The 12,624-nt window shown below is 64.9% G+C and carries 13 protein-coding genes and 1 pseudogene; 5 read left to right on the forward strand and 9 right to left on the reverse strand.

Annotated features, from left to right (window positions below):
- The first annotated feature begins 32 nt into the window (after positions 1-32).
- The gene (rpoH, locus tag ACDI39_RS18985) at positions 33-887 is read left to right on the forward strand and encodes an RNA polymerase sigma factor RpoH (RefSeq protein WP_225787561.1); all 855 of its coding nucleotides are present in this window, start codon (positions 33-35) and stop codon (positions 885-887) included.
- 213 nt (positions 888-1,100) lie between these two features.
- Here rpoH and mtgA read toward each other — a convergent pair.
- Positions 1,101-1,840: pseudogene (gene mtgA / locus ACDI39_RS18990) on the reverse strand (monofunctional biosynthetic peptidoglycan transglycosylase); the annotation flags it as partial.
- Positions 1,841-1,877: 37 nt separating this feature from the next.
- Here mtgA and ACDI39_RS18995 point away from each other — a divergent pair.
- The 4 genes from ACDI39_RS18995 (at position 1,878) to trmB (ending at position 4,131) form a co-directional block, all read left to right on the forward strand.
- Positions 1,878-2,249: a DUF423 domain-containing protein gene (locus ACDI39_RS18995; RefSeq protein ID WP_368815395.1), complete on the forward strand. Its 372-nt coding sequence runs from the start codon at positions 1,878-1,880 to the stop codon at positions 2,247-2,249.
- 103 nt (positions 2,250-2,352) lie between these two features.
- Entirely contained in the window at positions 2,353-2,553 is a 201-nt protein-coding gene (thiS, locus tag ACDI39_RS19000; RefSeq protein ID WP_225787558.1) for a sulfur carrier protein ThiS, read from the forward strand.
- A gap of 51 nt (positions 2,554-2,604) precedes the next feature.
- Positions 2,605-3,399 (forward strand): thiazole synthase, encoded by a 795-nt coding sequence (locus ACDI39_RS19005; protein ID WP_253100168.1) that lies wholly within the window; start codon positions 2,605-2,607, stop codon positions 3,397-3,399.
- Between the two features lie 9 nt (positions 3,400-3,408).
- Positions 3,409-4,131, forward strand: coding sequence for a tRNA (guanosine(46)-N7)-methyltransferase TrmB (trmB, locus tag ACDI39_RS19010; protein ID WP_225787556.1), 723 nt, complete (start codon positions 3,409-3,411; stop codon positions 4,129-4,131).
- A 334-nt stretch (positions 4,132-4,465) separates the two neighbouring features.
- On the opposite strand, the gene ACDI39_RS19015 is transcribed toward trmB, so the two are convergent.
- From ACDI39_RS19015 to trbE, 8 genes are read right to left on the reverse strand one after another with little or no spacing between them, the layout of a single operon-like run.
- Positions 4,466-4,711, reverse strand: coding sequence for a DUF2274 domain-containing protein (locus ACDI39_RS19015; protein WP_019043472.1), 246 nt, complete (start codon positions 4,709-4,711; stop codon positions 4,466-4,468).
- On the reverse strand, positions 4,708-5,985 hold the full coding sequence (locus ACDI39_RS19020) for a TraB/TrbI/VirB10 family type IV secretion system protein (RefSeq protein WP_019043471.1): 1,278 nt from the start codon (positions 5,983-5,985) through the stop codon (positions 4,708-4,710). The genes ACDI39_RS19015 and ACDI39_RS19020 overlap by 4 nt, the downstream gene beginning before the upstream one ends.
- A 2-nt stretch (positions 5,986-5,987) precedes the next feature.
- Complete coding sequence (gene trbG, locus ACDI39_RS19025) at positions 5,988-6,992, reverse strand: P-type conjugative transfer protein TrbG (RefSeq protein WP_023083099.1); 1,005 nt, start codon at positions 6,990-6,992, stop codon at positions 5,988-5,990.
- Positions 6,989-7,693, reverse strand: a complete 705-nt coding sequence (gene trbF, locus ACDI39_RS19030; protein WP_019043469.1) for a conjugal transfer protein TrbF — start codon at positions 7,691-7,693, stop codon at positions 6,989-6,991. Before trbF ends, trbG begins: the two co-directional genes overlap by 4 nt.
- A 17-nt stretch (positions 7,694-7,710) precedes the next feature.
- Positions 7,711-9,099, reverse strand: coding sequence for a P-type conjugative transfer protein TrbL (trbL, locus tag ACDI39_RS19035; protein WP_019043468.1), 1,389 nt, complete (start codon positions 9,097-9,099; stop codon positions 7,711-7,713).
- Positions 9,096-9,410, reverse strand: a complete 315-nt coding sequence (locus ACDI39_RS19040; RefSeq protein WP_023083100.1) for a hypothetical protein — start codon at positions 9,408-9,410, stop codon at positions 9,096-9,098. The genes trbL and ACDI39_RS19040 overlap by 4 nt, the downstream gene beginning before the upstream one ends.
- Before the next feature lie 12 nt (positions 9,411-9,422).
- Positions 9,423-10,166 carry a P-type conjugative transfer protein TrbJ gene (gene trbJ / locus ACDI39_RS19045; protein ID WP_023083101.1) on the reverse strand — a complete coding sequence of 248 codons (744 nt, stop codon included), beginning with the start codon at positions 10,164-10,166 and terminating at the stop codon, positions 9,423-9,425.
- On the reverse strand, positions 10,163-12,613 hold the full coding sequence (gene trbE / locus ACDI39_RS19050) for a conjugal transfer protein TrbE (protein ID WP_019043465.1): 2,451 nt from the start codon (positions 12,611-12,613) through the stop codon (positions 10,163-10,165). The genes trbJ and trbE overlap by 4 nt, the downstream gene beginning before the upstream one ends.
- Positions 12,614-12,624: the final 11 nt, after the last annotated feature.

The raw sequence follows: 12,624 nt of genomic DNA on the forward strand, positions 1-12,624 counted from the left end.
AGGCACGAGTTCAGTGAGTCGGAGGTTCTTGAATGACCACTTCGTTGCAACCTGCTTATGCCCTGGTTCCCGGTGCAAACCTGGAAGCCTATGTGCACACGGTCAACAGCATCCCCCTGCTGACGGCCGAGCAGGAGCGTGAACTGGCCGAGCGTCTCTACTACGAGCAGGATCTTGAGGCCGCTCGGCAAATGGTGATGGCCCACCTGCGTTTCGTCGTACACATCGCCCGTAGCTATGCAGGCTACGGCTTGGCCCAGGCCGACCTGATCCAGGAAGGCAACGTCGGCCTGATGAAGGCGGTAAAGCGTTTCAACCCGGAAATGGGCGTGCGTCTGGTGTCCTTCGCGGTGCACTGGATCAAGGCCGAGATCCACGAGTTCATCCTGCGCAACTGGCGCATCGTCAAGGTGGCCACCACCAAGGCCCAGCGCAAGCTGTTCTTCAACCTGCGTAGCCAGAAGAAGCGCCTGGCCTGGCTGAACAATGACGAAGTCCATCGCGTGGCCGAAAGCCTTGGCGTCGAGCCTCGCGAAGTGCGCGAGATGGAAAGCCGCCTGAGCGGCCAGGACATGGCCTTCGACCCAGCTGCCGAAGCCGATGACGACAGTGCCTTCCAGTCGCCAGCGCATTACCTGGAAGACCACCGCTACGACCCGGCCCTGCAACTGGAGGATGCCGACTGGAGCGACAACTCCACCAGCAACCTGCACGATGCCCTGCAAGGCCTGGACGAGCGCAGCCGCGACATTCTCTATCAGCGCTGGCTGGCCGAGGAAAAAGCCACCCTGCACGAGCTGGCGGAGAAATACAGCGTGTCGGCGGAGCGTATTCGCCAGTTGGAGAAGAACGCGATGAACAAGGTCAAGGCGTTGATCGCGGTCTGATCGACGGCTGGGCTGGATCGATAGAGCCGCTTGTCTTATGGGCAGGCGGTTTTTTTATGCCTGGCGTTTCAAGGTGCCTGAACTGGCCCTATCGCTGGCAAGCCAGCTCCCACAGGGTCCGAGTCGATCACGCATGATATGGATTGCAGGGTCATGTGTGGGGCTTGCCAGCGATAGGGCCAGGCAGGGCAGGGGCAGGGTGGTGCAGGAGTATCAAGGCCTGCGCGATGCCTCCAGCTGCATCAGGTAGCTGGCCCCGCCCAACTGGCTCATTTGCCGGCGGATCCAGCCGGCCCGGCTGGCCACGTAGGCGCTGGGCCGGCTGGCGCTCCATTTGATCGGGCTGGGCAGTACGGCCGCCAACTGGCTGGCCTGCTGGCGGGAAAGGCGGTTGGCATCGATACCGAAGTGATAGCGTGCGGCCGCCTGGGCGCCGAACACGCCTGGCCCCCATTCGGCACTGTTCAGGTAGATCTCGAGGATCCGCTCCTTCGACCAGAACAGCTCGATCAGCCCGGTGAACCAGGCCTCCAGCCCCTTGCGCAGCCAACTGCGACCGGACCACAGGAACAGGTTCTTGGCCACCTGTTGGGTGAGGGTGCTGGCGCCGCGCAGGTTGCCGCCGCGTTCGTTATGGGCGAGGGCCGCCTGGATGGCCGGGATGTCGAAGCCCCAGTGGCTGGCGAACTTCTGGTCTTCGCCGGCGATGACCGCGACCTTCAGTTCGTCGGAGATCCGCGCCCAGGGCGTCCAGTCACGCTGCAGGTCGATCGGCTCGCCGGCCATCCACGACTGGACCTTGCGCTCGACCATCAGTGCCGTGCCCGGAGGCGGTACCCAGCGCAGCGCCAGGACCAGCACGATGCTGCCGGCGGCGAACCAGAGCAGGGCGCGGACGAGGCGGCGGATGAGGGATGACAGCATGGCGATGGCTTGGCCGGAACCTGTGGAGCGGGCCATTATACAGACCCCACCCGAGGAGTCGTCCCCATGCTTCGCAGCTTCCTGATGCTCGCCGCGTTCTTTGGATTCACTGGTGTCGCCCTGGGGGCTTTCGCCGCCCACGGCCTGAAGAACCGGCTCACAGCCGATTACCTGGCGATCTTCCACACCGGCGTGACCTATCAACTGGTCCACGCCCTGGCCCTGCTCGGCGTCGCCGTGCTGTCGGCGCACTTGCCCGGGCGCCTGGTGGGCTGGGCCGGCGGTCTGTTCGCCGTGGGCATCGTGCTGTTCTCCGGTAGCCTCTATGTGCTGACCACCAGCGGCCTGGGCAAGCTTGGCATCATCACCCCCATCGGTGGCCTGTGCTTTCTCGCCGGCTGGCTGTGCCTGGGGCTGGCGGCGTGGCGGTTGAGCTGACCAAGTGGTCCACAATCGCGACTAATGGCCGCTCGTGCCCTTGGGTTCGAGCGCTGATCGGGGCTAGAATGCGGGCCCCCAAAGAACAATGGTGGCCGTGCGCATGCGCATTCAATTGAACGGTGAACCTTACGAATTGCCCGATGGCGAGAGCGTCGCGGCCCTGCTGAACCGCCTGGAACTGGCCGGTCGCCGGGTAGCGGTGGAGCTCAACCTGGATATCGTGCCGCGCAGCCAGCACGACAGCACGCTGCTCAACGACGGCGACCAGGTCGAAGTGGTCCATGCCATCGGTGGCGGTTGATCCGTCGGCGATTCACCTGCAAGCCCCGTAACCTTTTCCAGAGGAACAACGATGAGCAACGTTCGTAGCGACAAGCCCTTCACCCTGGCCGGGCGCACTTTCCAGTCGCGCCTGCTGGTCGGTACCGGCAAGTACCGTGACATGGAAGAGACCCGCCTGGCCATCGAGGCCTCGGGTGCCGAGATCGTCACCGTCGCCGTGCGCCGTACCAACATCGGCCAGAATCCGGGCGAGCCGAACCTGCTCGACGTGCTGCCACCGGACCGCTACACCATCCTGCCGAACACCGCCGGCTGCTACGACGCCACCGAAGCGGTGCGTACCTGCCGCCTGGCCCGCGAGCTGCTGGATGGCCACAACCTGGTCAAGCTGGAAGTCCTGGCCGACCAGAAAACCCTGTTCCCCAACGTGATCGAAACCCTCAAGGCTGCCGAAGTGCTGGTCAAGGACGGTTTCGACGTGATGGTCTACACCAGCGACGACCCGATCATCGCCCGCCAACTGGCCGAGGCCGGCTGCATCGCAGTGATGCCGCTGGCTGGCCTGATCGGCACCGGCCTGGGGATCTGCAACCCCTACAACCTGCAGATCATCCTTGAGGAGTCCAAGGTCCCGGTACTGGTCGATGCCGGCGTGGGCACCGCCTCCGACGCCACCATCGCCATGGAGATGGGCTGCGAGGCCGTGCTGATGAACTCGGCCATCGCCCATGCCCAGCAGCCGGTGCTGATGGCCGAGGCCATGAAGCATGCCATCGTCGCTGGTCGCATGGCCTACCTGGCCGGGCGCATGCCGAAGAAACTCTATGCCAGCGCCTCGTCGCCGCTGGAAGGTCTGATCAAGTAAGAGCCCCTGATGACTGAATCGCAAGAAACGCCGATCACCACCGACGGCGAAGCGCGCCCCCACCGCCGTATCAAGAGCTTCGTGATGCGTGCCGGGCGCATGACCGAAGGCCAGCAACGCGGTCTGGAACAGGGCGGCCCCCTGTTCATCCTGCCCCTGGCCGACAGCCCGGTGGACTACGACCAGGTGTTTGGCCGTTCGGCGCCGCGCACCCTGGAGATCGGCTTCGGCATGGGCCATTCCCTGCTGGAAATGGCCGCTGCCGCGCCTGAACAGGACTTCATCGGTGTCGAGGTGCACCGTCCAGGTGTCGGCGCGCTGCTCAACGGCGTGCTGACCCAGGGCCTGAAGAACCTGCGGGTGTACGATTGCGACGCCATCGAAGTGCTCAACCGCTGCGTGGCCGACAACAGCCTCGACCGGCTGATGCTGTTCTTCCCCGACCCCTGGCACAAGGCGCGCCATCACAAGCGCCGCATCGTCCAGCCGGAATTCGCCGAGCTGGTGCGGCGCAAGCTCAAGGTCGGGGGCGTGTTCCACATGGCCACCGACTGGGAGCCCTATGCCGAGCACATGCTGGAGGTGATGAGCGCCGCGCCGGGGTATCGCAACCAGGCCGCCGACGGTACCTATGTGCCGCGCCCGCAAGAGCGCCCGATCACCAAGTTCGAACGCCGTGGCGAGCGGCTGGGGCATGGGGTGTGGGATCTGAAGTTCGAGAAGCTGGGTTGAGTGGCTTGGGCTGACGCCACACTGCCTGCGTAATGCAATAAAAAATGGCCAGCGTCAAGCCTTTCGTGCAAAACACGGGAGGCTTGAAACCATATATGGGGCAATAGGTTAGCTCTGTTTTATGCCGCTTGCAGGGGATGCGGTGTTGTGGACTGGGGGCCACATAAGAGCCTGTAGAAAGCAAGCCGAGTCGCGTTGTAGCGATGGAGATTGCCAAGAACTGGCAGGCCTGCTCGGTCACTTTAGCCCATTCCCTCGCAGCCTATCCAGAACGAAGAACGCGCAGCGTTGGGCTGCGCGTTCGAGTGATGGTCAATCTGGTTCCGGTGCACCTTCAGCTTGGGTTCGGCGGCAAGGACTTGTTGGCGTTTCCTTTCCTGAATCCCCGATCCCCCGCCATGAACGCCTCCAGCATGTGCGGGATCAGCGTCGAGGCATCGACCGCCTCGCCATACGCCTGCGCATGCAGCGCGGCGTAGCGGTCGAGATCGGCTTTCAAGCTGGCCGAGCAAGCGAAGGTCAGCTTGACGCTTTCGGTCTTGGGCAGCGGCCCCAGCCGCAGTTTCCTGGTCGAGCTCATCGCGAAGTCCCCTTGTTGAAGAACAGCGGCTGATAGGGCCGCAGCACCAGATCGCGGTTCACGATGATGCGCACTGGCAAGCCGGGACGGCTGGTCAGCGTGGGTTGGATGTTGAGGTTGCGCCGGGTCACTTCCTGGCCGACTTGGTTCACCGTGTCCTGCAGGCTGTCGCGCCCGGCGATGATGACGCGATCACCGTCCTGGCGGTTCTCGGGTGCGGCCAGTTCGGCACCGACGCCCAGCAGCGTCGTCAGCACGGCACCGGCAAAAATCCGATCCCAATGCCAGTCCACGTCGTCTTCCAGACCGGCATAGCCCGCCGGGTCGGTGCCGATCAGGTTGTCGAGCGTGAGCGAAGACGTGTCCGGCAGGATGATGCGGTTCCACACCACCTGCACGCGGCTCTGGCCGTAGCTGACCTGGCTGTTGTACTTGCCCAGGATGCGCGAACCCTGCGGGATCAGCAGGAACTTGCCTGTGGCCGTGTCGTAGATCGGCTCCGTCACCGTGGCGATCACGTCGCCCGGCAGGTCTGACTTGATGCCCGTCACCAGCGCACCTGCGATCACCGTTCCTGCCATGACTTGGTACGGCGATGCGGGCATTTGCAGGTTGCCGGAGTTACGGGTTTCCCTAGAGCCGCCTGTCAGGAACGCCTCTTTCTGGTCTTGCCGGTTCTGCACGGCAGTCGGATCAGCAGGCTGGGCCGCCGTCGAGGCTGGGCCAGCGGCCAGCGGATCGAAAGCGGCATTGGCAGCGAAGCCTGCCGCGGCAGCGACCTGCGACTGCGCCACGGGCGCAGCCTGCGGGGAACCCGTGCGGAAGAACACCGATGAAGCTGCCGCTGCTTCTTCTTCCTTGCGTAGCGCATCGTTGGGGTCGTAGCCGGGCGCGGCATAGGTGGCGGCAACTGGCTGCTGCGAATTGACGATGGCTGGCCCTAAATCGCCCGGCAGCGGTGGCCCGAGCTCCGGCACGTCGGGCGGCAGCGCTGGCAGCTTGGAATAGTCCGTCGGCAGCGCATCCAGCCCTTCCGACTTGGACACGCGATCCACGTTGTACAGCTCGGTAGACTCGCTCGCGCTGCGTTGCTGCGGTTGCAGCGACCAGATCAGTGCGCCCATCAGGCCGACCGACAGCCCGCCGGAGAGGATGGCCAGCGTGCGCCGGTTCAGGCGCGTGACCGGGCGCGGTTGGGCGCGCAGCGCCACCGCCTCGGGTGCCACCTTGTCCGCCTGCGGCGCGTCAAGGTCGGGGGTATCGTCCTGGCTCATGCTCAGTTCCTCCCAGCAATGCCATCCGTGCGCTCGATGCGCACCACGTCGCCCTTGTCGGCCCCTAGGCGCAGTTCGGCCGCACCGAACAGCCGATCCACGATGTAGTACGGCGAGCGGAAGCGGTAGTTCACCAGTTGCCCATGGCCCTGCGCGCCGATGACAAACAGCGGCGGCAGCTCGCCCTGGGCGATGCCTGCAGGAAACTGGATATAGACCTTCTCGCCATCGTCGAAGGCGCGCAGCGGCTTCCACGGTGGATTGCTGCCGCTGATTGCATAGCGAAACCGGATGTTCTCCAGCGACAAGCCTGCATCGACCGGCGCGGCAGCGTTGGCGGCTTGGGCCTGGCGCTGCAAGGCCAGCATTCGATCCTTGGGATAGTCCCAGGACACGGACGCCATCCATGCCTTGTCGGTCGAAGTCAGTTCCAGCAGGTACGTCCTGCGGCTGGTGGTGATGACCAGATTGGTCTTCAACCCGGAACGGATAGGCTTGACCAGCACATTGACGCGCAGATCGGCCCCGCTGCCGCTGGAGGTGTCGCCCACGATCCAGCGCACGGTATCGCCCGCAGCGACCGTCACCAGTTCCTCGCCGGGCTGGAGCGCGATCACGGTCACGCGGCCCACGGACGCATAGACCTGATACAGCGCGCCGTCAGTGAAGGGCCAGACCTGGATCGCATTGACGTAGCCCTCACGGGTCGGCGCAATGCGCGCCTCGGCATTGGCACGCGAAACGCGCACCTTCTCGTCGGCAGGCTCCGGTGAAGCCGGGGTCGCATCAACGTCCGGCAGCGGTTTCAACTGTCCGGGCAATGCCAACGGTTCGGGCACTGCCACCACTTCGATGGGCGTGGGCGGCTCGGGCAATGGCTGAGCCTGCACCGGCTCATCGAGCGAGATCACCGGCGGCGGCTTGCCCTGCGTGGCGCAGCCCGCAAACAGGACAGTCGATGCCAGCAGGATCACCGGCAATGCGGTTTTACGGAAACGTGCATTCATGGTTTGGCTCCTTCAGAAGAATCCAGTTCACGGCTCCACGACAAGCCATTGACGTAGATGCCCAGCGGGTTGCGGCGCAGGCGTTCTTCGGTGCGCGGGGTCTGCTGCACGATGGACACCACCGCCGTCCATCGCTCCAGCCCGGTCGCCGCGCCATTGACGTAGCGGCGCTCTGTCCAGCGCACGTTGAACGACGCCTCGCTGGCGCGAACCACACTGGTGATCTGCACCGTCACCGATTCCTTGCCGATGCGGGCAAACGGGTCATTCACCCGCGCATAGTCGTTGAGCACCGCCGCGCCACGATCGGTGGTGTAGTCGTAAGCATCGAGCCAGTTCTGGCGCACGACGATGGGGTCAATGGACAGCGAGCGCACCAGCGTCACGAAGCGCGCGATGTGGTGTGCCGTCTGCGCATCGGTGGGCCGATACGGCGTGGCCGCTTCGCCCACGGTGCGCACCTGGCCGGACTGATCGACCTCGATGACATAGGGCGTGACGATGGATTGGGCCGAGCGCCACACCAGGCCGCCGGCCATCAGCAATGCGAGCACCAGGCAGCCGAAGGCCATCAGCCGCCAGTTCTTGGCCTGCACGCGGGCCGAGCCGATGCGCTCGTCCCACACCTGGGCAGCGGCTTGATACGGAGTGGCAGGCTGCGGCGTATCGGCATAGCGCACCTGCGGTCGTTTGAATCGCATGGAGTTCTCCTTGAAAGTCAGCTATCGGAATCCCGCAGGCTCGGGCCTTGGCCCGAACCGCCGCCGTCGCCACCGCGCAGCGTGTGCGCGGCCGTAGTGGTGGCCTGGATGAGTCGTTGGCGGCGTTGCAGGTTTTTGGCCCAACCGGGCTGCTCTTGTTTTTGCGCGTTGGCTGTGTTGCCAGCGGCATCGCCTGCGGCGGCTGGCCCCGCAGTGCCACCGCCTGAGCCGCCATCGGCACCAGAGCCTTGCCAGCCTGCTTTGAATGGCGCTGCAGCCTTGGCCGCTGCTGCCTTGATGCCAGCACCAGCGCGCTGGCCAGCGGCCTGTGCGCCGCCCTTGGCAACACTGCCCAGCCCGGCCATCGCGCCCTTGGCTCCGCCGCCCGCAGCGGCGGAACCGGCCTGGAAAGCCGACTTCGCGCTGCCAGCCGCCGAGGTTGCAGCCCGCGCACCAGACCCGGCGAGCTTGGCGGCAGCCGGTGCCATGCGCGCACCGGCCATCACAGCACCGCCCACGCCGGTGGCTGCGGCACCTACGGCAACCGCCGCGCCTGCGGCACCAATCGCAGCACCAGCCATCGCGCCTGCGCCAAGCTGCGGTGCACCGGATACCAGCCCGGTGGCAATGCCCGGCCCGAAGATCCCCAACGCCAGCAGCGTGAGCGAGGCCAGCATGATGACCACCGCATGGTCGATGGACGGCTCGGCCGGATGCACTTGGAACTCGGCAAACAGGCCCGAGCCGATGCCAACGATGACGGCCAGCACCAGCACCTTGATGCCCGAGGACACCACGTTGCCCAGCACCTTTTCGGCGAGGAACGAGGTCTTGTTCCACAAGGCGAAAGGCACCAGCACGAAGCCCGCCAGCGTGGTCAGCTTGAACTCGATCAACGTGATGAAAAGCTGGATCGCCAGCACGAAGAAGCACAGGATCACCACGGCCCAGGCCAGGAACATGACCACGATGGGCGTCATGTTCACGAACACCTCGGGGAAGCCCGCCATGTCGCTGATCTGCTCAAGAATCGGCGCTGCCGCGTCGATGCCGGTCTTGGCCAGGCGGCCCGGTTGCAGAAATTCGCCCATGCTCATCGTCGAGCCGCTGGCCGTTAGGCCCAGGCCCGCGAACGAGCGGAAGACGATGCTGGCCAGCCAGTTGAAGTTGTTGATGATGTAGGCGAAGGCGCCGACGTAAAGCACCTTGCGCAGCAGTTTTGCGATCAAGTCATCGCCCTGGCCGGTGGCGTGGCTCATCGCCCAGTACAGCCCAGCGATGGTCATGTCGATGACGATCAGCGTGGCGGTCAGGAACGCGACTTCGCCCTGCAGCAGCCCAAAGCCCGAGTCGATGTAGCGCGAGAAGGTAGCGAGGAATCGGTCGATCACTGTCACGTCATTCATGGCACGTCCCCCTCGAAGGGCATGGCGTCCTGGTCACTGATGGGTGTGTCGAAGCTCGGTGGGATCGGCGGCAGATCGGCCAGCGTGTGGAACTCGTCAGGCCCGGTTTCACCGGCGAAGAAGCGCCGCCGGAAGGCTTCAGCCGCAGCCAGGCAAGCGTCTTCGCCTGCCGTAGCCCGGTCGGCTGCACACTGCGCACGCAAAACCTTGAGCCGCGCGGGATTGGCAGCCAAGGCTGCGGCCAGGTCTTCGGTCGGCTGCTGGCTGCAAGCGACCAGCAGCACGGGCAGCAGCAAGGAAACGCATCGCATGGCCGTCTCCCGTCAGTTGCCGTAGAAATCCACGCGCTGCGGCGTGTATGGCGTGCCGTCGCCTAGGAAGCGGCGCGTCACTTCCCGGCCGCGTTCGACAGCCGCTGCTTGGCGTGCCAGTTCCAGCGCGGCGGCGCGTTCCTGCGTGATCTGGAGCTGCTGCGCCTGGATCGACTGCTTGGCCTGCAAGGCCAGAAGCTGATTGGTCGCCTGCATGGCTTGCAGTGCGCCGGTGGCGGACTGACTCTGGCTGACCAGGTCGGACAGCGCGCTTTCGTCTTGCGCCAGGTTCTGCGACACCTGCGCCTGCATCCGCATCGCGGTATGCAGGCCGTTCAAGGTGTTCTTCCAGCGTTCCTGCGCGTCGCGCAGCATCTGGTCGCCGCTGACGGTCGCGGCGTACTGCTCCGGGTACAGCCGGGCGAAGGTGGCATCCATGCTCTGCACGTCGTAGGCCAGGCCGCGAGCCTCGGCGATCAGCCGCTCGGTGGTCGCCAGCGTCGAGCGCAGGCGATTGACGATGTTGAAGTCCAGATTCGTCAGATTGCGCGCCTGGTTCATCAGCATCTGCGCTTCGTTCTGAAGCTGGTTGATCTGATTATTGATCTGCTCCAGCGTGCGCACGGCGGTCAGCGTGTTCTGCACGAAGTTGGACGGGTCGAACACCGTCAGCGCGGATGCAGGCTGCACGGCCAGCAGCGATGCCGACAGCACGGCGGCGAGCGAGACGGACCGCAAACGGGGTTGGGTTTTCATGGTGAAACCTCCTGGGGTTGAGAAGCGAGGAAGGACGCTGCCGCCGGCGAGGACGGCAGCAGATCAGCGGCCCAATCGAGGCCACGATGACGCAGCCAGGCACCGGCGAAGCCCGGTGTGCCTGCGTCCAGCAGCACGCGATCCATGTCGCGTTGGTCTTGCGGAGTGGATGCCCCGGCGAAGGCCAAAGTTGCTGGCCCCAGGTCGAGGTCGAACAGGCGATTGCCCAGGCGCGATTGGTAGTAGTAGTCACGCTTGGGCTGCGCGGTCGCCACGATCTCGATCTGGCGGCTGTTGAGGCCGAAGCCCTCGTAGATCGTGCGGATCTGAGGCTCGGTCGCCTGTGGGTTAGGGAGAAAAATCCGGCTGGCGCAGCTTTCGATCACTGCCGGTGCAATACTTGAATCCTTGATGTCGGCCAGCGACTGCGTGGCGAAGATGACGCTGACGTTCTTCTTGCGCAGCGTTTTGAGCCACTGGCGGATGCGGGCAGCGAACACCGGATCATCGAGGAACAGCCAGGCTTCATCGAGGATCAACAGCGTGGGCGCGCCGTCGAAGCGTTCATCGAAGCGGGCGAACAGGTAGCCCAGCACGGCCAGCACTGCCGCCTTGCTGTGCATCAGCTCTTCCATCTCGAAGCCCTGCACGCTGCCGGAACCCAGCCGATCAGAATCGGCGTCCAGCAGCTTGCCGTGGGCACCACCCAGCACATAGGGCGCGAGCGCCTGGCGCAGTGCGTTCGATTGCAGCAGCACCGAGAGGCCCGTCAGCGTGCGCTGCTCCACCGGCGCGCCGGCGAGGCTGCCGAGTGCCGACCAGATCGCGGCCTTCTCGTCCGGGCCAATGGAGACACCTTCATGCAGCAGGCGGCCTTCCACCCATTCGGCGGCCCAGGTGCGGTAGCCCTCCTGGTCGATGCGGGCCAATGGCTGGAAAGCAATCGCCCCGTCATTGCCTAGGTCGTAATGCTCGCCGCCCAGCCCGAGGATTGTGGCACGCATGGAGCGGCCCATATCGAAGGCGAAGATGCGCGAGCCGGGATAGCGGCGAAACTGCATCGCCAGCGTAGCGAGCAAGACCGACTTGCCCATGCCGGTCGGCCCGGCGACCAGCGTGTGGCCCACGTCGCCGATGTGCGTGACCAAGCGAAAAGGCGTCGCGCCATCGGTGCGGGTGACGATCAACGGCGGGCCATCCAGATGCGCGTTCTTCTCCGGCCCGGCCCACACCGCTGACAGCGGCATCATGTGCGCCAGGTTCAGCGTCGAGACGATGGGCTGACGCACGTTGGCATAGGCATTGCCAGGGATGGACGACAGCCAGGCATCGACTGCATTGAGGGTCTCGGGGATGGTCACGAAGCCCCGGCCCTGGATGACGCGCTCCACCATGCGCAGCTTCTCGTCGGCTACGGCCGGGTCGGCATCGAGCACCGTCACAGTGACGGTGAGGTAGCCGAAAGCGACTTGATCGCTGCCCAGTTCCTGCAAGGCGGCATCGGCGTCGGCCGCCTTGTTGCTAGCATCGGTATCGACCAGCGGGCTTTCCTGCTGGAAGATCGTTTCGCGCAACAGCGCGACGACGTTCTTGCGTTTGGCAAACCACTGGCGGCGCAGGCGGCCGAGTTCTTTTTCCGCCTCAGCTTTGTCCAGGCACAAAAAGCGCGTGCTCCAGCGGTAGCCAAAGCCCAGGCGGTTGAGGTCGTCCAGAATCCCTGGCCACGTCGAAGTCGGAAAGCCTCGCACCGACACCACGCGCAGGTGCTGGTCGCCCAGCATGGGCGCCAGACCACCGACCAGGGCGCAGTCGGCCAACAGTGCGTCGATATGGAACGGCACGTCGGGCACACCGACGCGGTAGCGCCGCATGGACACCGTGGCGTGCAGGTAGCTCAGTGTCTGGCTGTCATCGAGCCAGGCGATTTCCGGCATCACGCCGTCGAGCAAGTCGAACACGCGATCCGTTTCCGCCACGAAGGCTTCCAGCCGCCCACGCCAGTCCACGCCATCGCCTGGCGGGTTCTCATAGAGCATTTTGGCGGCGCGGGCGCGGGACTCTTCTGGTGGAAGATAGGCAAGTGTGAAGTGATAGGCACTCTCAAAATGCTGGCCGGATTCCTCGAAGGCCGCGCGGCGTTCTTCATCCACCAGCCATGACAACGGCTCCGGGAATTCGGAGCGTGGATAGCCTGCTGCCGGGCGGCGCTCGGCTTCGATGAACAAGGCCCAGCCCGAACCAAGCCGGCGCAGTGCGTTGTTCAGCCGCGCTGATGTAGCTATTAGTTCGCCTTGCGTGGCGCTGTCCAGATCCGGCCCGCGAAAGCGTGCCGTGCGCTGGAACGAGCCATCCTTGTTCAGTACCACGCCCGTCGCGATCAGCCCGGCCCAAGGCAACCAGTCGGCCAAGAGCGCTGGCCGCTGGCGGTATTCGGCAAGGTTCAGCATGTCGGCTTCTC

This window comes from Pseudomonas sp. Tun-23181 (assembly GCF_057415455.1).